Here is a 19,243-nt window from a genome sequence, read left to right as displayed (position 1 = left end):
ATGGCTGTACAGCAAAACCGTAAGACCCGTTCCAAGCGTGGCATGCGCCGTTCACACGACGCCCTGAGCGCCGCTGCTCTGAGCACTGATGCGACCACCGGTGAAGTTCATCGTCGTCACCACGTGTCTCCGGACGGCTTTTACCGTGGCAAGCAGGTAATCGAAGCTCGCGACGAGTAATCTCGTTGCCGCTATGCATCGCCAGGAATCGGATGGCAGAACGGTGAAACCGGTCACCATCGCGATTGACGCCATGAGTGGCGACCGCGGCGCAGCCGTTGTGGTTGCCGCTTCATTGCAGGCAGTGCGTGAAAACGAAGCCTTGAGCATCGTTCTGGTGGGAATCCGGAGCGAGCTTGAGGCTTTGTTGCGTGAAGGGCATGCCCGAATCCGCATCGTTGAAGCGGCAGATGTGGTCAGGATGAACGAGCGTCCCTCCCACGCCCTACGCCACAAAAAGAACTCCTCCATGGCCATCGCGTTGGGTCTTGTCCGGGATGGCGAAGCCCAGGGCTGTGTCAGTGCCGGTAACACGGGCGCTTTGATGGCGTTCGGCCGCAGCATTATCCGGATGTATCCTGGCATCGAGCGTCCGGCCATTGCCAAGCTGATTCCTTCGCTGCGGGGTCGCTGTCACGTTCTTGATCTGGGTGCCAATGTCGACTCCACCGCCGAGAACCTATACCAGTACGCGCTGATGGGCTCACTCATGGCGTCAGCTATCTGTAGCCAGGCGGAGCCGCGGGTTGCCTTGTTGAACGTTGGTGAGGAGGAGATCAAGGGAAATGAACAGGTCCGCCTGGCCTCTCACATGCTGGCCCAGTGCGACACCATCAATTATATCGGTTATGTGGAAGGCAGTGATCTGTTCCGAGATGTGGCCGATGTCGTTGTCTGTGACGGCTTTGTTGGCAACATTGCCCTGAAAACCGGCGAGGGGGTTGCCGGCCTGTTGATAGAGCTGATGGAACAGGCGTTTACCCGAAATCTCTACGGCCGTCTGGTTGGCCTGCTTGCCCGGCCGATTATCGGTCGGCTTCTGCAATTGATGGACCCTTCCCGCCACAACGGTGCCAGTCTGCTCGGCCTTCAGGGTGTGGTGATCAAAAGTCATGGCAACGCCAACGAACGCGCTATGCTGTCGGCCATTCGCCAGGCTGTCAGGGAAGTTGAGCTGGAAGTTCCCCGCCGTATCAATGAGCGTCTCGACGATCTCATGCTTTGAGTGCCTGAGACTAAAGTCTGCCCCGGTTTGGCCACGCGTTCGCGGATAATTGGCCTAACTTGTACTATTGGCTAATCTCACGTAACCACCCAATGACGATAAGATCCCGCTTATGAAATCAGCCTTTATTTTTCCAGGACAAGGGTCGCAATCAGTGGGCATGCTTTCGGCAGCCGCTGAAGCTTGGCCCATTATCAACAGAACCTTCGCCGAAGCCTCCAACGTGCTTGGCTACGACCTCTGGGCGCTCTGCCAGAATGGCCCGGCCGAGGAGCTCAATAAAACCATGGTTACCCAGCCTGCGCTGCTGACTGCCAGTGTTGCTCTGTGGCGGCAGTGGTTTGTGGCGGGTGGTCGTGCGCCGGATTTCCTTGCAGGTCACAGTCTGGGCGAATATAGCGCCCTGGTCGCCGCCGAGAGCCTCGACTTCGTGGAAGCGGTAAAGCTGGTTCGCCTGCGCGGTGAGCTCATGCAGGAAGCCGTGCCGGCCGGGGAAGGCAAAATGGCGGCCATCCTGGGCCTTGAGGACGACGATGTTGTTGCAGCCTGTGAAGCAGCGGCACAGGGTGATGTGGTTTCTGCGGTTAACTTTAATGCTCCCGGCCAGGTTGTCATTGCTGGCTCGGCAGCTGCGGTTGAGCGCGCCATTGACGCCTGCAAGGAAAAAGGCGCCCGCAAGGCCATGCCATTGCCGGTCAGCGTGCCTTCCCATTGTGCCTTGATGAAGGGTGCTGCCGAGGAATTGGCAAAGGCTTTGGAAGATGTGCGTTTTAATGATGCTGTCATCCCGGTTATACAAAATGTTAACGCCGCGGCCGAGACCGAATCCGCTACACTGAAGGCCAACTTGCTCAGGCAGCTTTATTCACCGGTCCTCTGGACGGATTCCGTGCGTACTCTCGTTGCCAACGATGTCGAAGTCGCTGTTGAGTGTGGCACCGGCAAAGTCCTGGCAGGGCTTGCCAAACGTATCGACCGGGCTTTGGCAGTTCACAGTATCGAAGACCCGGATTCGCTGGCGAAGGCGCTGGACGCCTTCGGTCAGTCCTGAAACGAAAGGGAGTTATTCATGTCTCTGGAAGGTAAAACCGCACTGGTAACCGGTGCTACCCGCGGTATTGGTCAGGCGATTGCCCGTGCACTGGCTGCGCAGGGTGCTGAAGTCGTCGGTACGGCGACCAGTGAGGCTGGTGCCGAGACCATCACCAAAGACCTCCAGTCGGCCGGTTACAAAGGCTATGGCATGGTCATGAACGTCGCAGATCCCGCCAGCATTGAAGCAGGCCTGAAGGAGCTGACGGAAAAATCCGGTGCACCTCTGATTCTGGTCAACAATGCCGGCATTACCCGTGATAACCTGCTGATGCGTTTGAAGGACGAGGACTGGGCGTCAGTTCTGGAAACCAATCTGTCCAGTGTTTACCGCACCAGCAAGGCGGTGCTTCGCGGTATGGCGAAGGCGAAGTGGGGCCGGATTATCAATATCAGTTCCGTGGTTGCCGGTATGGGCAATCCGGGGCAGGGCAACTATTGCGCTGCCAAGGCCGGGGTTGAGGGGTTTACCCGAAGCCTTGCCAAAGAAATGTCGAACCGGGGTATCACTTCAAATTGCGTGGCTCCCGGATTTATTGACACAGATATGACAAAAAAACTGGACGACAAGCAGCGTGAGGCTATGCTGGAAATCATACCCGCAGGTCGTCTGGGCGCGCCGGAAGAAGTGGCAGCTGTGGTTGCCTTCCTGGCATCAGATGCAGCCGGTTACGTAACGGGTGAAACCATCAACGTGAACGGCGGAATGTACATGGGATAAGCCCCGGTCGGGGTTTGTGCGCAACTCCTTGTCGCACAACATGTTTATCAGAATCCCTGCTTGTTTGCAGGTAGGGTTTAAACTAAACTGGCAGCACTAGAGTTGCTTGGTTGACACACAAAGTGAGGACATTATGAGTACAGTTGAAGAGCGCGTGAAGAAGATCGTTTGTGAACAGTTGGGCGTTAAAGAGTCCGAAGTTCAGAACTCATCTTCTTTTGTAGAGGATCTTGGCGCTGACTCACTGGACACCGTTGAGCTGGTAATGGCACTGGAAGAGGAATTCGAAACCGAGATTCCCGATGAGGAAGCCGAGAAGCTGACAAGTGTTCAGGACGCGATCGACTACATCGTCGCGCATACCTGATACTCTGCATTTAAGAAAGCCAGGCAAAAGCCGTCCTTGTGAAACAGCGAGGGACGGCTTTTTTATTGGCTGAAAATCAGGTTCAATCTGCGTTCAGATTCATTCGGACAAGATCAGGTGCAACAGGTTATGGCTAAGCGGCGAGTTGTCATTACAGGTATGGGCATGCTGTCTCCAGTCGGCAATAGCGTGGAGTCGTCCTGGGAAGCGATTCAGGCCGGACGGAGCGGGATTGGTATGATCGACCGCTTTGACGCGTCTGCCTATAACACAAGGATTGGAGGGGCAATTCGGGATTTGGATATGGAGCCCTACCTCTCCCCCAAGGACGCCCGAAAGCTCGATGCGTTTATTCATTATGGTCTGATTGCAGCACAGCAGGCGGTGGACGACAGTGACCTTGAGTCCTTTGACAGACTTGATCGAGAGCGCGTAGGTATTGCGATTGGCTCCGGCATCGGCGGCCTTGAGTACATTGAGAAAAGCGTGCTCACCATGGACAAGTCCGGGCCACGAAAGGTTTCGCCGTTTTTTGTGCCCGCCTCTGTCATCAACATGATCTCGGGTAATGCCGCTATCCGTTTTGGCTATCGCGGCCCGAACATTGCGATAGTGACCGCCTGCACCACAGGTACCCACAACATTGGCTACGCGGCCCGTACGATTGCTTACGGCGATGCCGAGGTAATGCTGGCGGGGGGATCGGAAATGGCGACCACGCGGACCGGCATGGCTGCCTTTTCCGCCGCCCGGGCACTGTCTACCCGCAATGACGAACCGGAAAAGGCCAGTCGACCGTGGGATAAAGATCGGGACGGCTTTGTACTCAGCGATGGTGCGGGTGTGGTGGTTCTTGAGGAACTCGAACACGCGAAACAGCGGGGCGCCAGGATATACGGCGAAGTGGTTGGTTTCGGTATGAGTGACGATGCCCATCACATTACTGCGCCACCGGCGGACGGTGAGGGCGCGGCTCGTTCCATGGTTAACGCAGTACGTGACGCTGGCCTTGATCCGGAAGAAATTGACTATATCAATGCCCACGGGACTTCCACCCAGGTCGGTGATGTCGCGGAAGTGGCCGCGGTGCGGCGGGTCTTCGGCGGGCATGCCGAAAAGCTGGCCATGAGCAGCACCAAATCAATGACCGGGCACCTGCTTGGCGCCGCCGGTGCCGTGGAAGCGATCTTCTCGGTCCTGGCCATCCGCGATGGCGTGCTGCCGCCAACGATCAATCTGGACAACCCCGATGAAGGATGCGATCTGGATCTCGTTGCGCACAAGAGTCGGCAGGCCGATGTCCGGGTGGCGCTTTCCAACTCGTTCGGATTCGGTGGTACCAACGGGACCCTGATTTTCCGTCGCTACGAAGGCTGATCCTCCACGTGTTTCGTCTCTTTTGGGCCGATGAGGGTGGCCTGCCTGCCAATGACCGGGGGCTGGCCTATGGTGACGGGTTGTTCGAAACCATCCGGATGTCCGGGCATAAAGGGGTTCTGTTATCGCGCCACCTGGAGCGCATGGTGCGTGACGCCGGGCGACTCGGTATCGAAGTCTCCCGGAGGGAGCTTGCCAACGTTTGCGTCGAGGCGGCGCAATGTTTCGCTGATCGTTTCAAGTCAGACGGCTGGATTCTGAAGCTGACACTGACCCGCGGAACCGGTGGGCGAGGGTATCGCCCCGATCCCGGAATGGAGCCTAACCTGCTGGTTTCCGCCGCACCGTTGCCGCCGGCGCCGGATCCTGCTGGTGTGGCGATTGATTTCTCCAAAGTGCCCCTGGCCGTTAATCCGTTACTCGCCGGAATCAAGTCTCTGAACCGGCTCGAGCAGGTCCTGGCGGCCGCTGAGCTCGGGCCGTCGTTGTTTGAGGTGATCATGGCTGATCGCGACGGTAATCTGGTTGAAGGCACCCGTACCAATCTTCTGCTTCGGCAGGCTGGTTGTTGGGTGACGCCGCCGGCGTCCTGTCTGGCGGTTGCCGGTGTTCTCAGGCAGTGGCTGCTGGAGCGACTGAGGCAGAATGGCGAGCCGGTGACAGAGCGTCCGGTCACCGTAAATGATGTGCTGGGCCCGAATTGCCAGGGCATGTTTCTGCTCAATAGTGTCCTGGGCATTGTTCCGGTTCGCACTATTGCCGGTCATGATTTGCCTGTGGATAACGGACTTGCGACAATCTTCAATCCTCTCGAAACTCTGGAATAAATCGTTTGTTCAAGAAGTTATTGCTTGCGTGCGTTTGTATCGCCGTTCTCGCCTCGGCAGGAACAGGCCTCTGGGTGTGGCAGGGTCTGCAGGGCCTGAAAAAGTCGGTGATGCTGGAAGAGCCGCTGCTTTTTAACGTTCCCCAGGGCAGCTCTTTCATCGAAGTGGTTGGCCGACTTGAGGCTGAAGGTCTGGTTTCAGATCGGCTGTGGCTCAGGCTATACGGTCGACTCGAGCCTGAGCAGACCCGGATCAAGGCTGGCCAATACGAGTTTCTCGATGGCATGAGCCCCAGGGACATGATCGGTATCATGGTATCGGGGGACACCAAGCACTGGTATGTGCAGTTCATCGAGGGCTGGACCTTCAAGGACATGAGAGCGGCCCTGGCCAAGGCTGAACGGCTACAGAAGGTGACCGGCCAGTGGACCACTGAGCAGATCATGGCGGCTGTTGGGGCCGAAGGGGAGCATCCCGAGGGGCGATTTTTCCCGGACACCTATGCCTTCACCAGTAGCGAATCCGACCTTGATCTGTTGAAACGAGCCTTCAGTCGGATGGAAACCGTGCTGGCAGAGGAGTGGGCAGCGAGGGAAGAAGGACTTCCCTACGATAACCCCTATGAAGCACTGATTATGGCATCGATTGTGGAGCGCGAAACCGGCGCGCCCCATGAGCGGGACCAGGTTGCGGGAGTCTTTGTCCGTCGCCTGCAGAAGGGGATGCGGCTTCAAACCGATCCAACCGTAATATACGGTATGGGCGACAGTTATCAGGGGCGCATTGGCCGCAAGGACCTGCGTACCTTCACACCCTACAACACTTACAGAATCAATGGCCTGCCTCCTACGCCCATTGCCCTGCCAGGCCGTGAATCCATTCATGCGGCCCTGCACCCGGGTGACGGCGAGGCGCTCTATTTCGTTGCCCGGGGTGATGGTACCCACAAGTTTTCTCGAACCCTGTCGGAGCACCAGAAAGCAGTACGTGAGTTCCAGTTGAACAGACGTGAAGACTACCGTTCTTCGCCGGCGCCGCAAGGCAGCGATTCCGATGAGGATTCAGGATGACGGCGCGGGGGCAGTTCATTACGTTCGAGGGCACCGAGGGTGTTGGCAAATCGACACAGTTGACTAACGCTGCCAGCACGCTTGATCAAATGGGTGTCGATTATATTGTCACGCGGGAGCCTGGAGGCACACCAATCGCTGAAGCCATCCGCGAACTCCTGTTGGCACCCCGCGATGAGCCGGTGAATGAAATCACGGAACTGTTGCTGATGTTCGCTGCCAGGGCCCAGCACCTGCATACGCGAATTTTGCCGGCGCTTGAGCGAGGCCAGTGGGTTTTGTGCGACCGCTTTACCGATGCGACGTTTGCCTATCAGGGTGGCGGTCGTGGTGTCCCGGAGGAACGAATCGCCCTGCTGGAAACCCTTGTCCAGGGTGACATTCGTCCGGACCACATTATTGTTCTGGATGCCCCCGTGGATACGGGGATGGCCAGAGCCCGCAGGCGGGGTGAACTTGATCGTTTTGAGCAGGAAGATCTGGATTTCTTTCAGCGGATCAGAGATGCCTATCTTGCGCGGGCTATGGCCCAGCCCTCCAGGTATCACGTAATCGATGCCGCACGCCCACTGGCTCAGGTTTCCGAACAGGTATCGGGGCTGTTGAACCACTGGGTGGGCCGTTCAGGGCTTTACTGAAGGCTCTGAGTTCCCCGGTGGTTATGGTCCATTCGTGCACTTTCTGTAATGTTCTGCTTTAATTGAGGAACATTCTCAGTTAAACGCTGGCAGTCTTAATGGTTAACGCGAAACTTCTAAAGCTTCCCATGGCCGCGCATCAGCACCGGCATGAACACCACCAGATTGTCATAGGGGTGCGGGGCGAAGCAGAGTTGAGCGTCGATGGGGCAGGAGCTCATCTGGACACCTGGAGGGCATGCCTGGTGCCCACGGAAGCCCGTCACGATTATCGTGGTAATGATAACAATCATGTTCTGGTCATCAATCTCGATCCGCATATGCCCGCTGTCAATTCTCCGGCCCATGCCGATTATGAGCGCATGATGCGGGTTTTCGAAAAGCCACGCACCTTGCAGATGGACAGTCGTTTACATGGGCTCGTCCAGTTCGCCGCTGGTGAGTTTGACCGCGCACCCGATCATGTAACTCTCCAGCAGCACCTGGCCTCAAGCATTCTATACTGCATGGCTGACCGGATCACAGATGGCCGGTCTTTCACTTCAAACCGGAATTCCATCAGCCCTGATGCAGTCCGACGCTACATTCTCAGAAATCTCCACAAGAAGATCACCGTCGAAGACATGGCAGGAGAGGCCTGCCTGAGTGTCAGCCGTTTCCATGAGGTTTTCAGGGCGGTGGCAGGTATAACGCCTCACCAGTTCCTGTTGCAGACACGCCTCGACCAGGCCTCCAACCTCCTCGCAACAACGGCCCTTACGGTGTCCGAAATCAGCTACCGAACCGGTTTCTCATCTCAAAGCGCGCTGACAAATGCCTTGCGTAAATACAAGGGGACTACGCCATCAAGATTACAGGTTGGCGAGAGCGTGGCCTGATTTGGCCTGCCAGTTCCGTAGTCCCGTAGGATTGTGCAAAAGAATCGTAGGATTTCGTAAGCCTGAGATCCGTACTAATACTAAGTTATAGCGACTGGAGCCCGGTCTCACGCGTGCGTGCGGGGCGAGAGTCGCAAAGGGTCTTTGCGCACTCAGGTTCAGGGAGTGATCACAAGGAAAAATCCCTGCTTCAACTGAGATGGAATTCGGGAACAAAAGAAGAACAGTACAGCGAGTTGGCGTGATGTCAGCCATGTGCTTTGCGAGCGGATCTATTCCGACTCATTAAACCGGAGGAGCCCCTATGGCTATTGGTGTTTGGATCAGTCTATTTGCTTACTTTGCGCTCATGATCGCCATCGGCGTTTATGCTATGCGCAGAGCGACGTCTTCATCCGAGGATTACATGTTGGGTGGGCGAGCTCTCAGCCCAAAGGTTGCAGCGCTTTCAGCTGGTGCTTCTGACATGAGTGGCTGGTTGCTTCTGGGGCTGCCCGGGGCATTGTTTGCTTCCGGTCTGGGGTCGGCCTGGATCGGTATTGGCCTGCTCGTGGGGGCATTCTTTAACTGGACCCTGGTGGCGCCACGTCTTCGTGAACAGACGGTTCACTACGGCAATGCCATCACTATCCCTTCCTTCCTGGCGAACCGCTTCCCGACTCAGGCACTGTCCCTGCGTACGGTCTCGGCCATCGTTATTGTGATCTTCTTCGCGGTTTATACAGCTTCAGGCCTGGTTGCAGGCGGCAAGCTGTTTGAAAGCGCGTTCGCCGGCATCTTCAATTTCGGTGGTATGAGTGATTACGCAGCAGGTATCGTGATTACCCTGGGTGTGGTTCTGGCTTACACCGTAGTGGGCGGGTTCCTGGCTGTGAGCATGACGGACTTTGTGCAGGGCTGCATCATGATGCTGGCGCTGGTGATCATGCCGGCGGTTGTGCTCTTTGGTGAAGGCGGTGGCGGTTTCGCCCAGGCTTCCCAAACCCTGAATGAAGTGGATCCCACGCTGCTGTCCTGGACGGAAGGGTTGACGTTCATTGGCTGGTTGTCGGCGGTTACCTGGGGGCTGGGCTATTTTGGTCAGCCACACATCATTGTGCGCTTCATGGCAATTCGCACTCTGAAGGACGTGCCCATTGCCAGAAATATCGGCATGAGCTGGATGCTGATTTCCCTGATCGGGGCTATCTCTCTGGGCGTATTTGGCCGCGCTTACGCCATCCGCAATGGGATGGATGTCCAGGATCCGGAAACCATCTTTATCATCCTGTCAGATCTTCTGTTCCATCCGCTGATCACCGGTTTCCTATACGCGGCACTTCTGGCTGCGGTGATGAGTACCATTTCCAGTCAGCTTCTGGTGTCTTCGTCTTCGCTGACAGAGGACTTCTATCGTCTGTTCCTGCGTAAGGAAGCAAGCGACAAGGAATGCGTCAATATTGGCCGGGTGTGTGTTGTCCTTGTCGGTCTGGTGGCAGCTGTGATTGCCTCCGATCCGAATTCTCAGGTTCTGGCGCTGGTCGCAAATGCCTGGGCAGGCTTTGGTGCCGCATTTGGTCCGCTGATTATCCTCTCGCTCATGTGGTCGCGTACCAATGGTGCCGGGGCCATCGCGGGCATGGTGGTTGGTGCGGCCACGGTTATGATCTGGATTTCACTGGGCTGGAACGGCGAGTTCATGGGTGGCCCGGGTGTCTATGAGATCATTCCAGGCTTCATCGCTTCCATGATCGCGATACTGGTAGTTAGCAGTGTTACTGCCGATGCTGGCGAGTATCAGCATATCGAGCGCTAACGAAAACCACGCAAACTGTGTTTCATGAAGTAAAAGGGCTCCTTCGGGAGTCCTTTTTTTGGTCATAATGACGCTGAATCGGTTGTCTCTTTCATGACGACGTCTCAATCCGCAACGGAGCGCAATGAGTGACTGTTCTGGAAGTCCTGGCTTTATTGTCGATCGGCGGCCTTGCCGGGTTTATTAACGTCCTCTCAGCTGGCGGCTCCATGCTGACTCTGCCGTTGTTGATGTTTCTGGGTTTGCCGCCACAAGTGGCCAACGGCACCAATAGGGTGGCTATAACCCTGCAGAGCATTACGGCAGTCGGCAGTTTCTACCGGATGGGGCATGGCAACCTGATTGTCAGTTTGCATTTGGCCTTACCGGCGGTTCTTGGCTCGCTGCTGGGCGCCTGGATTGCAACCTGGGTGCCTGACGCTGTGTTCGAATGGGTGTTGGTGTCCGCCATGATCGGCGCTTCGGTGTTTATGTTGTTGCCACAACCCATTTTGAATACCCGTCCGTTGACCCCCGAGCGCCTGAGTCCGGCCATCTATATGGTGATGTTCGTCGTTGGCATGTATGGCGGATTCATTCAGGTAGGTGTGGGTGTGCTGTTCATTGTGGTGCTTTACCACATGCTCAAGATCGACCTGCGTCAGGTGAACGTCCTTAAGGTATCGATCGTGTTGCCTTTTACGTTTGCCGCCCTCGTGGTGTTCGCGCTCAACGATCAGGTTCGGTGGGGTGTGGGTCTGACGCTGGCAGTGGGTAATATCTCCGGTGCTTTCATTGCGACCAGAGTGAACATGAGCAAGCGAGGAGCCCGCTGGATCAAAGTAATTACCCTGGTGATGGTGGCGGCGATATTGGTGAGGCTGATACTTTACTGATCGCCGACAGGTCGAGTGCGGAACAGTCTTTGTTAGGCCAAGACGCATAAAAAAACGCCAGCCCGCAGGCTGGCGTTTTTATGGCGCTAAACCGAAAAGGTCACTGCTCAGGCAACATTCGCCTCAGAGGCCTTCTTGGTGTAGTTCTCCATCTGGTCGAAGTTGAGATACTTGTAGATCTCTTTCGACATGCTGTTCAGGTCCTTGGCGTACTCCATGTATTCCTCGGCGGAGGGGAGTTTGCCCAGTACCGCGCCAACCGCTGCCAGTTCCGCAGAGGTCAGGTACACGTTGGCACCATCGCCCAGACGGTTCGGGAAGTTACGGGTGGAGGTGGACAGCACGGTGCTTTTGGCTGCCACACGGGCCTGGTTGCCCATGCAGAGGGAGCAGCCCGGCATCTCGGTGCGAACACCGGCAGTGCCGTAGATGTTGAAGTAACCTTCTTCCATCAGCTGGGCCTGGTCCATCTTGGTGGGAGGTGACATCCACAGACGGGTTTTCAGGGGCTCCTTGTTCTGCGCCAGCAGTTTACCAGCCGCGCGGAAGTGACCGATGTTGGTCATGCAGGAGCCGATGAATACTTCGTCTACTTTGTCGCCGGCCACTTCGGACAGAGTCCGGGCGTCGTCCGGGTCGTTCGGGCAGCAAACGATCGGCTCTTTGATTTCGGCCAGGTCGATTTCCACCACGTGGGCATACTCTGCGTCCTTGTCGGCACGCATGAGTTTCGGATCGGCCAGCCACTCTTCCATCTGCTGGGCGCGACGCTCCAGGGTGCGCGGGTCGCCGTAACCTTCGGCGATCATCCAGCGCAGCATAGTGATGTTGGAACGCAGGTACTCGGCCACAGACTCCTCAGACAGGTTGATGGTACAACCGGCTGCTGAGCGCTCGGCAGAAGCGTCGGACAACTCGAATGCCTGCTCAACGGTCAGGTGCTCAAGACCTTCGATCTCAAGGATGCGACCGGAGAATTCGTTGATCTTGCCTTTCTTCTCAACGGTCAGAATGCCTTGCTTGATGCCGTACAGCGGAATGGCATGTACGAGGTCACGAAGGGTGATACCCGGCTGCATTTCGCCCTTGAAGCGAACCAGAACAGATTCCGGCATATCCAGCGGCATAACGCCGGTTGCAGCGGCAAACGCCACCAGACCGGAACCGGCCGGGAAGGAGATGCCCATCGGGAAACGGGTGTGGGAGTCACCACCGGTACCAACGGTGTCCGGCAGCAGCATGCGGTTCAACCAGGAGTGGATGATGCCGTCACCCGGACGCAGCGCAACGCCGCCACGGGTCTGGATAAAGTCCGGCATAGTGTGCTGCATTTCCACGTCAACCGGCTTCGGATACGCGGCGGTGTGACAGAAGGACTGCATCACCAGGTCAGCCTGGAAGCCCAGACACGCCAGATCTTTCAGCTCGTCACGGGTCATCGGGCCAGTGGTGTCCTGGGAACCGACGGTGGTCATGTGCGGTTCGCAGTAGGTGTTCGGACGAACGCCTTTGCCTTCTTCCAGGCCGCAGGCCTTGCCGACCATCTTCTGGCCCAGGGTGAAGCCTTTGGTGCCGGCTTCCGGATCCTTCGGCAGGCGGAAGATGTCAGTGGCGCCCAGGCCGAGTGCTGCGCGGGCCTTGGCGGTCAGGCCACGGCCGATGATCAGCGGAATACGGCCACCGGCCTGAACTTCATCCAGGATCACGTCGGACTTGAAGCCGAACTCGGAGATGGTTTCGCCAGCTTCGTTCAGGATCTTGCCTTCGTACGGGCGGATGTCGATGACGTCGCCCATGTTCAGATCGTCAACCGGTGCTTCAAATACCAGGGCGCCAGCGTCTTCCATGGTGTTGAAGAAGATCGGAGCAACCTTGTTACCGATGCAGACACCGCCGGCGCGCTTGTTCGGTACGCCCGGAACGTCTTCACCGAAGAACCACAGAACGGAGTTAGTGGCAGATTTACGTGAGGAGCCGGTACCGACCACATCACCAACGAAGGCAACCGGCAGGCCCTTGGCCTTGATTTCGTCGATCTGGCTCATCGGGCCGGTAACACCCGGCTCTTCCGGCTTCAGGCCGTCGCGTTCCATTTTGTAGGCAGCGCGGGCGTGCAGCGGGATATCCGGACGGGACCAGGCATCCGGAGCGGGAGACAGGTCATCGGTATTGGTTTCGCCGGTTACCTTGAACACCACCATCTTGGTGCTCTCGGGAACCTTCTTCTTGTTGGTGAACCACTCGGCATTGGCCCAGGATTCAACAACGGCCTTGGCCACCGCGTTGCCTGCGTCCATCTTTTCCTTCACATCGTTGAAGGCGTCGAACATCAGCAGGGTGCGCTTGAGCTGCTCGCCGGCAAGCTCTGCCAGTTCGGAATCGTCAAGAAGGTCAACCAGGGTCGCGATGTTGTAGCCACCCTGCATCATGCCCAGCAGCTGAACCGCTTTCTGCTTGTTCAGAAGGGGAGAGGAAGCTTCGCCTTTAACAATGGCGGTCAGGAAAGCTGCTTTCACGTAGGCGGCTTCGTCGACGCCCGGCGGAATGCGGTTTTCCAGGAGATACACCAGGGTATCTTCCTCACCGGCCGGCGGATTCTTCAGCAGATCGACCAGAGCAGCGGTCTGCTCGGCGTTCAGGGGCTTGGGAGGAATACCCAGGGCTTCACGTTCAGCAACGTGTTCACGATAGGCTTCTAACACGATATGGACCCTCATCAGTTGGAATGTCCCGCGCCGGCTTCATGCCTGGCGGGAGGTTTTTGGCGGAAAGGCCGCAGGAGCCTCTGAATAATGCCTCAAATCACCGATGGGGTTTCAGGGTTTATTCAGAGACTCCTTATTCTGGCGCTGCATTCTATAGGAAACCCCTTATAAAGTTAAGTTGGACAGAGGTCGGAGAGATCTGTTAAGTGCGCTATACTCGCCGGCCGCAAACCAACAACTGTATTCGACCATGAACGACGCCCTGCAAGAGATTCACAACTTCCTGCCGTGCCGGACCCCGCAACAATGGATCGACAATGCCCTGGCGAACCAGGACCTGATGCTGATCGATCACGCCCATTGCGAGAAAAAGGCCGCCTCCACCGCGCTCAGCCTGATGTATCGATATGTCGACAATACCGACCTGCTGAACAAGATGTCCCGCCTGGCACGGGAGGAGCTCCGGCATTTCGAGCAGGTGCTCGCGATCATGAACAAGCGCGGCGTGGACTATTGTCACCTGACACCGGCTCGTTACGCCGCAGGATTGAGACAGGAAGTCCGCGCAGAAGATCCCGGGCGTCTGGTGGATGTGTTGATTGTGGGCGCCATTATCGAAGCGCGTTCCTGTGAGCGTTTTGCCGCCCTGGCTCCGTTCCTGGATGAGAAGCTGGCGGATTTCTACACCAGTTTGCTGAAATCCGAAGCCCGGCATTACCAGGATTATCTGTCACTGGCTGAGCAAGCCGCGGGAGGGCCGATCGAGGCGCGCGTGGACGGTTTTCTGTCGCTTGAGAGGGGCTTGATCGAGGATCCGGATACTGAGTTCCGTTTCCACAGTGGGCCGGTTTCAGCGTAGCTGCCGACAGAGCTCTATCCAGGCATCAATGCCGGCGCTGCGGTATTTCTGCTTGTGCAGGATGAAGTAGAACTGTCGATCAAATCGTCGGTGAGCAGGGACCGTGAGAGGAACCAGGCTGCCTCGCTTGAACGCGTCGGCCAGGACTACCTCCGACAGGCAGCCAATGCCGAGGTCTGCCTCTACCGCCCGCTTGATGGCTTCCGTGTGTTCCAGTTCCAGCAGTACGTTCAGATCAGGCAGCAGGCCATGCATACCCCGCTCAAAGCTCTGGCGGGTGCCTGAGCCTTGCTCGCGCATGATCCAGGTGGCGTTGCGCAGGTCCTCATCCGATAGCGAATCCCGGCTCGCCAGTGGGTGGCTGGGAGAGCAAAACACCACCAGTTCATCACCTCGCCAGGGCAGCACATCCAGCTCGGACGACTGAAGTTCGCCCTCGATCAGACCAATGTCCAGCTCGAAGTCCTTGACGCGTCTGGCAATGGTGCTGGTGTTGGCCACTTCCAGGGAAACTCTGGGATGGGTAGGGGTATTCATGTATTGGGCCATGACGCCCACGGCCAGATAGTTTCCGATAGTAAGCGTGGCCCCGACTTTCAGGGCGCCCACTTCCGTGTGCTTGCTCAACGCCTGTTCCAGCTCATTGGCCTGTGCCAGGACGGCTTCGACCTTGGGACGGTACAGTCGCCCGAGTTCGTTTAACTGGAGCCGTTTCCCAACGCGGTCGAACAGCTGGATATCGAACTGGTTTTCCAGTTCTTTCAGCGCACTGCTGGCTGCGGACTGGGACATGGCCAACGATTCGGCAGCGCGGGTAATGTTCTGGAAGTGCGCCGCTGCAAGGAAAACTTCCAGCTGTCGGAAACTGTATTTCATAACTTTTCGCTCTTAATCGGCTCACTCGAATAAGGTTATGAGAATATCCCATTTTCCCGATAGGTTAGTGCCGGGTTAGACTTAGCGCAATCCAAAGTTAAATCATTCGCCGTAAAACAGCGTATCGAACAGGCAAGAGGTTTACATGAGCAACCTGATCAAAGAGAAAGTTACCAGCGTCCATCACTGGAACGATACCCTGTTCAGCTTTACCACAAGCCGGGATCCGGGCTTTCGTTTCAAGAACGGTCATTTTGTCATGATCGGTCTGGAAACCGAAGGCAAGCCTCTGATGCGCGCCTACAGTATTGCCAGTGCCAACTACGAGGAAGAGCTTGAGTTCTTCTCGATCAAGGTGCAGGACGGCCCACTGACATCCCGCCTGCAGAAGATCCAGGTGGGTGACGAAATTCTGGTGAGCCGCAAACCGACGGGTACCCTGATTCTGGACAATCTTCTGCCGGGCAAGAACTTGTGGCTGATTAGCACCGGCACCGGGCTCGCACCGTTCATGAGCATTATCAAGGACCCTGAGGTCTACGAGGCGTTCGACAAAGTCATCCTGACCCATGGTGTTCGTTACATCTCAGAACTGGCCTACCAGAAGGAAATCGAGGAGCTGCCAGAGAACGAATATTTCGGCGAAATGGTGCAGGGCAAGCTGGTCTACTATCCCACCGTTACTCGGGAAGAGTTCCGCAACCAGGGCCGGCTGACCGATGCCATGGAAACCGGAAAGATCACCCGTGATCTGGACCTGCCGGATTTTGACCCCGAGAATGACCGATTCATGATCTGCGGGAGCCCAAGCATGCTCAAGGACACCTGCGCCATCCTGAACAATATGGGATTCAAGGAAGCCCGCGGTGGCGACATGGGCCATTATGTGATTGAGCGGGCCTTTGTGGAACAGTGAATTTGCAGGCTGATCCCGTCTCAAGAAAAGCCGGAGCGTGATGCTCCGGCTTTTTTGTGTTTGTATCGGACAGAATGGCTCGTATAAACGGCAAACGGTTTTGGAGGCGGACTCAATGGCTGGCAGGCAGGGAAAGATGAAAAGCGTCATAAGTTTCGTGGTTGCGTTGGTGGCCGGGGTGGTTCTTGGCACCTTGGTTCAGACCCAGTTCAACCTGTTGGCCCTTCAGGCTATGGGTGTGGCGGTTGGAATTGATGCCCGCGTGTCCGCCACGGTTCATGATTTGGTCTCCTTTGCACCCCTGTACGGGATTCTCTTCGGTGTCAGTTTCCTGGTGTCCCAGACCGTTGCTAGCGCTGTATCTCGTTTGGTGGGACTTGGTCTGCGGGTACCCCTGTTCGCCCTGGCGGGCGGAATCGGGTTGTGGTTTGCGCTCCTGGTTGCCAATGCGCTGGCTCCCATGCCTACTTTGATTGCGGCAACCCGCTCCGATGGTGGGTTGATTGCCATGGTGCTGACGGCGGCGTTTGCTGGTGGGCTGTTTGGACGGTTGACGGCGAAACCTCAGAAGGGTGGTAGTGTCCGTGCCTCGGCGGCCTTGTTGACCTGTTGCTTGACTGCCGGCCTTGGGTGGCTGCCAGGGCCGATTCAGGCTCAACCTTCCAGCGATTACACTGTCGAGACCATGGTCTCCGGGCTGGAGCATCCCTGGTCTTTGGCGTTTCTCCCAGACGGTGGCGCCCTGGTAACCGAGCGGGCAGGGCGACTTCGGCGCATCTTGGTGGACTGGGAGTTGAGCCAGGAGCCGATTACCGGTGTGCCGCCGGTTTTCAATGATGCCCAGGCAGGCCTTTTTGATGTCCTGCTGTCGCCAGAGTTTGGGGCCAATCAAGAGATCTTTCTGGCATACGCCTGCGGCACCGCCTCTGCCAATCATCTTTGCGTTGCCCGTGGTCAGTTACAGGGAATGGCCTTGAGGGACGTTGTCGAGATATTCCGGGCTAAACCCGCGAAGCAGGGTAGTGCCCACTTCGGTGGCCGAATGGCCTGGCTTCCTGATGGTACGCTGATTGTGACCCTGGGGGACGGGTTCGACTACCGTGAGCAGGCGCAGGACTTGTCCAGTCACCTTGGCAAGATTGTCCGGCTGAATCCGGATGGCACTGCACCCGCAGACAACCCCTTCGTTGGCAGGGAAGACGCTCTCCCGGAAATCTACAGTTACGGGCACCGCAATGTTCAGGGGCTGGTCTACGATTCCGTTGAGGGCCTGCTGATTGCCCATGAACACGGCCCGCGTGGCGGGGATGAGATCAACAATATTGAGCCGGGGCACAACTATGGCTGGCCGGTGATCACGCACGGCATCGATTACACCGGCGCGATGATCACGCCGTTTGTTGAGCGGGAAGGTATGGAGCAACCGTTGTTGCACTGGACGCCCTCAATTGCCCCTTCAGGCATAACCCGCTATCGGGGTGACCTGTTTCCGGACTGGCAGGGACACCTCCTGGTCGGCGCCCTTGCTGATAAAAGCGTTCACCGCGTCACGCTGGAAGCTGGCCAAGCAAGCGACGTGGAGAGTTTGTTCGAAGCAATTGGCGAACGGATCCGGGACGTGGCTACCGGGCCTGATGGCGCGGTGTATCTGCTAACTGACAGTGCGGATGGACGGATTCTGCGTATCCTGCCTTAGTCTCAGCTCTGGGGTCTTTAGGCCCGGCCGGTGTATAGTAGGCGGTTTTCAGAAAGAGGGAAGCCGCTATGTTTCATCTGGAACTGGAACCACGTTTCAGCGATACCGATGCCCTCGGGCACATCAGTAACACCACTTTGCCGGTCTGGTTCGAGCAGGCCAGGACGCCGGTTTTCCGTATTTTTCACCCGACCCTTGAAGCCGAGACCTGGCCGCTGATCATTGCACGACTGGAGATTGATCTGATGGCACAGAGCTACTGGCATATTCCGGTCAAGATCAAAACGGGCATCGGTAAGATCGGCAATTCCTCATTTCATGTGGTTCAGGAAGCCTGGCAGGGCGACAAGCAGATTGCCCGGGGTGTCGCAGTGTTGATTCATTTCGATTACGAAACCGAGAAGGCACTGCCGATTCCTGATGAGATCAGGGCGAAGCTTTCTGAGCACCTCACTGAATGAGGATTGGTAGGCAACCTGCATACGCCCGAGAAGTTCAACGTTAATGATATCGGTCAATACCGCTGGAGAAAATCGTAGCTACGCTTAAAAAGCTCAGAATATAAACAAGAGCATTGAATCATCCCATCAGAATACGTTCCGGGGAGGGAAGCATCATGAAGGGATTTTCTTTTCCAAGTGTGGCGAGCACAGCGATTTTGTCATTGTTGGGAATGTCTCTGGCTGCGCCAGTTCTCGCTGAAGCCGGTGATTTTTATGTCCGGGCTGGCGTAAGTGCAATGGATCCGGATACCGGAAGTGAGAGCTTTTCAGCGATACCCCGAAGCGGTGTGAGGCTGGAGAGCGATGTCACCCTCGGGGGTGCGCTTGGTTGGTTTGTCACCGACTCTGTAGCCCTGGAAATCAGTTCCTCGTTGCCGTATTCGCCGGACATCGAAGGCAATCAACGGTTGAAGGACCTGGGCCTCGGAAATATAGGTGACGTCAAGTATGCCCCGACCTATCTCACAGTGAACCTGTTTATTGACGATACATCTGCTGTCACGCCTTACCTTGGTGCCGGTGTTGCTTTCAACAAGTTTTATGATGAGAGCGCCACGCCCGCTGGCCTGGACGTTAATCTGGAGAGCACCTTTACTCCGACATTTCTGGCGGGTGTTGAGCTGGATTTTGGGGTGCCGGTAATGGTCAATTTCGATGTTCGCTATACCCTGCTGGAAACGGACGCCCAGTTCTCCGGAGCCATTGACGAAACGGTCGAAATGGAGATCAATCCGGTAGTGTTCACATTGGGCGTGGGCTATCGGTTCTGAATCCGATATACAGAAGCTGAAGCGAAGAAAGCCGGGAATTCCCGGCTTTCTTC

The 19,243-nt window shown here is 56.7% G+C and carries 19 protein-coding genes; 17 read left to right on the top strand and 2 right to left on the bottom strand.

Going from position 1 to position 19,243, the window contains the following annotated elements:
• From rpmF to FMN52_RS04070, 12 genes are all read left to right on the top strand, one after another.
• On the top strand, positions 1-180 hold the full coding sequence (gene rpmF / locus FMN52_RS04125) for a 50S ribosomal protein L32 (RefSeq protein ID WP_008174968.1): 180 nt from the start codon (positions 1-3) through the stop codon (positions 178-180).
• A 13-nt stretch (positions 181-193) separates the two neighbouring features.
• Complete coding sequence (gene plsX / locus FMN52_RS04120) at positions 194-1,225, top strand: phosphate acyltransferase PlsX (protein ID WP_148607425.1); 1,032 nt, start codon at positions 194-196, stop codon at positions 1,223-1,225.
• Between the two features lie 112 nt (positions 1,226-1,337).
• Complete coding sequence (gene fabD / locus FMN52_RS04115) at positions 1,338-2,276, top strand: ACP S-malonyltransferase (protein WP_148607424.1); 939 nt, start codon at positions 1,338-1,340, stop codon at positions 2,274-2,276.
• An 18-nt stretch (positions 2,277-2,294) separates the two neighbouring features.
• Complete coding sequence (gene fabG / locus FMN52_RS04110) at positions 2,295-3,038, top strand: 3-oxoacyl-ACP reductase FabG (RefSeq protein ID WP_148607423.1); 744 nt, start codon at positions 2,295-2,297, stop codon at positions 3,036-3,038.
• 133 nt (positions 3,039-3,171) lie between these two features.
• Positions 3,172-3,405, top strand: a complete 234-nt coding sequence (gene acpP / locus FMN52_RS04105; RefSeq protein ID WP_008174976.1) for an acyl carrier protein — start codon at positions 3,172-3,174, stop codon at positions 3,403-3,405.
• Positions 3,406-3,534: 129 nt separating this feature from the next.
• Positions 3,535-4,782 carry a beta-ketoacyl-ACP synthase II gene (gene fabF / locus FMN52_RS04100; protein WP_148607422.1) on the top strand — a complete coding sequence of 416 codons (1,248 nt, stop codon included), beginning with the start codon at positions 3,535-3,537 and terminating at the stop codon, positions 4,780-4,782.
• A gap of 8 nt (positions 4,783-4,790) precedes the next feature.
• A complete protein-coding gene (gene pabC, locus FMN52_RS04095) occupies positions 4,791-5,609 on the top strand; it encodes an aminodeoxychorismate lyase (protein WP_148607421.1) in 819 nt (272 codons plus the stop codon).
• A 5-nt stretch (positions 5,610-5,614) separates the two neighbouring features.
• Entirely contained in the window at positions 5,615-6,679 is a 1,065-nt protein-coding gene (gene mltG, locus FMN52_RS04090; RefSeq protein WP_148607420.1) for an endolytic transglycosylase MltG, read from the top strand.
• On the top strand, positions 6,676-7,317 hold the full coding sequence (gene tmk / locus FMN52_RS04085; RefSeq protein ID WP_148607419.1) for a dTMP kinase: 642 nt from the start codon (positions 6,676-6,678) through the stop codon (positions 7,315-7,317). The genes mltG and tmk overlap by 4 nt, the downstream gene beginning before the upstream one ends.
• Before the next feature lie 98 nt (positions 7,318-7,415).
• The gene (locus FMN52_RS04080; protein WP_148607418.1) at positions 7,416-8,195 is read left to right on the top strand and encodes an AraC family transcriptional regulator; all 780 of its coding nucleotides are present in this window, start codon (positions 7,416-7,418) and stop codon (positions 8,193-8,195) included.
• 304 nt (positions 8,196-8,499) lie between these two features.
• A complete protein-coding gene (gene putP / locus FMN52_RS04075; RefSeq protein WP_148607417.1) occupies positions 8,500-9,990 on the top strand; it encodes a sodium/proline symporter PutP in 1,491 nt (496 codons plus the stop codon).
• A 128-nt stretch (positions 9,991-10,118) separates the two neighbouring features.
• Positions 10,119-10,865 carry a sulfite exporter TauE/SafE family protein gene (locus FMN52_RS04070; RefSeq protein WP_148607416.1) on the top strand — a complete coding sequence of 249 codons (747 nt, stop codon included), beginning with the start codon at positions 10,119-10,121 and terminating at the stop codon, positions 10,863-10,865.
• Positions 10,866-10,972: 107 nt separating this feature from the next.
• On the opposite strand, the gene acnB is transcribed toward FMN52_RS04070, so the two are convergent.
• On the bottom strand, positions 10,973-13,567 hold the full coding sequence (acnB, locus tag FMN52_RS04065) for a bifunctional aconitate hydratase 2/2-methylisocitrate dehydratase (protein ID WP_148607467.1): 2,595 nt from the start codon (positions 13,565-13,567) through the stop codon (positions 10,973-10,975).
• A 253-nt stretch (positions 13,568-13,820) separates the two neighbouring features.
• On the opposite strand from acnB, the gene miaE reads away from it, so the two are divergent.
• The gene (gene miaE / locus FMN52_RS04060) at positions 13,821-14,429 is read left to right on the top strand and encodes a tRNA isopentenyl-2-thiomethyl-A-37 hydroxylase MiaE (RefSeq protein WP_148607415.1); all 609 of its coding nucleotides are present in this window, start codon (positions 13,821-13,823) and stop codon (positions 14,427-14,429) included.
• Here the strand turns inward: miaE and FMN52_RS04055 are convergent.
• Positions 14,421-15,305, bottom strand: a complete 885-nt coding sequence (locus tag FMN52_RS04055; RefSeq protein ID WP_148607414.1) for a LysR substrate-binding domain-containing protein — start codon at positions 15,303-15,305, stop codon at positions 14,421-14,423. The genes miaE and FMN52_RS04055 overlap by 9 nt on opposite strands.
• Positions 15,306-15,450: 145 nt before the next feature.
• Here FMN52_RS04055 and FMN52_RS04050 point away from each other — a divergent pair, with 145 nt between their 5' ends.
• The 4 genes from FMN52_RS04050 (at position 15,451) to FMN52_RS04035 (ending at position 19,190) form a co-directional block, all read left to right on the top strand.
• Complete coding sequence (locus FMN52_RS04050; RefSeq protein ID WP_148607413.1) at positions 15,451-16,221, top strand: ferredoxin--NADP reductase; 771 nt, start codon at positions 15,451-15,453, stop codon at positions 16,219-16,221.
• Positions 16,222-16,357: 136 nt separating this feature from the next.
• Complete coding sequence (locus FMN52_RS04045) at positions 16,358-17,917, top strand: PQQ-dependent sugar dehydrogenase (protein WP_240339385.1); 1,560 nt, start codon at positions 16,358-16,360, stop codon at positions 17,915-17,917.
• Positions 17,918-17,985: 68 nt separating this feature from the next.
• On the top strand, positions 17,986-18,378 hold the full coding sequence (locus tag FMN52_RS04040) for a thioesterase family protein (RefSeq protein WP_148607411.1): 393 nt from the start codon (positions 17,986-17,988) through the stop codon (positions 18,376-18,378).
• A 155-nt stretch (positions 18,379-18,533) separates the two neighbouring features.
• Positions 18,534-19,190, top strand: coding sequence for an OmpW family outer membrane protein (locus FMN52_RS04035; protein ID WP_148607410.1), 657 nt, complete (start codon positions 18,534-18,536; stop codon positions 19,188-19,190).
• Positions 19,191-19,243: the final 53 nt, after the last annotated feature.

This window comes from Marinobacter sp. BW6, assembly GCF_008107725.1.
Taxonomy (GTDB): Bacteria; Pseudomonadota; Gammaproteobacteria; order Pseudomonadales; family Oleiphilaceae; genus Marinobacter.
The sequence above is the reverse complement of the archived record's forward strand: the minus strand, read 5'-3'. Positions and strand labels throughout refer to the sequence as shown.

Bases quoted from the DNA above. Each gene is read 5' to 3' on its own strand.
- FMN52_RS04050 (WP_148607413.1), top strand. From the start codon at position 15,451: ATGAGCAACCTGATCAAAGAGAAAGTTACCAGCGTCCATCACTGGAAC.
- FMN52_RS04040 (WP_148607411.1), top strand. From the start codon at position 17,986: ATGTTTCATCTGGAACTGGAACCACGTTTCAGCGATACCGATGCCCTC.
- FMN52_RS04080 (WP_148607418.1), top strand. From the start codon at position 7,416: ATGGTTAACGCGAAACTTCTAAAGCTTCCCATGGCCGCGCATCAGCAC.
- rpmF (WP_008174968.1), top strand. From the start codon at position 1: ATGGCTGTACAGCAAAACCGTAAGACCCGTTCCAAGCGTGGCATGCGC.
- acpP (WP_008174976.1), top strand. From the start codon at position 3,172: ATGAGTACAGTTGAAGAGCGCGTGAAGAAGATCGTTTGTGAACAGTTG.
- plsX (WP_148607425.1), top strand. From the start codon at position 194: ATGCATCGCCAGGAATCGGATGGCAGAACGGTGAAACCGGTCACCATC.
- tmk (WP_148607419.1), top strand. From the start codon at position 6,676: ATGACGGCGCGGGGGCAGTTCATTACGTTCGAGGGCACCGAGGGTGTT.
- FMN52_RS04045 (WP_240339385.1), top strand. From the start codon at position 16,358: ATGAAAAGCGTCATAAGTTTCGTGGTTGCGTTGGTGGCCGGGGTGGTT.
- miaE (WP_148607415.1), top strand. From the start codon at position 13,821: ATGAACGACGCCCTGCAAGAGATTCACAACTTCCTGCCGTGCCGGACC.
- FMN52_RS04035 (WP_148607410.1), top strand. From the start codon at position 18,534: ATGAAGGGATTTTCTTTTCCAAGTGTGGCGAGCACAGCGATTTTGTCA.
- FMN52_RS04055 (WP_148607414.1), bottom strand. From the start codon at position 15,305: ATGAAATACAGTTTCCGACAGCTGGAAGTTTTCCTTGCAGCGGCGCAC.
- fabF (WP_148607422.1), top strand. From the start codon at position 3,535: ATGGCTAAGCGGCGAGTTGTCATTACAGGTATGGGCATGCTGTCTCCA.
- fabD (WP_148607424.1), top strand. From the start codon at position 1,338: ATGAAATCAGCCTTTATTTTTCCAGGACAAGGGTCGCAATCAGTGGGC.
- fabG (WP_148607423.1), top strand. From the start codon at position 2,295: ATGTCTCTGGAAGGTAAAACCGCACTGGTAACCGGTGCTACCCGCGGT.
- putP (WP_148607417.1), top strand. From the start codon at position 8,500: ATGGCTATTGGTGTTTGGATCAGTCTATTTGCTTACTTTGCGCTCATG.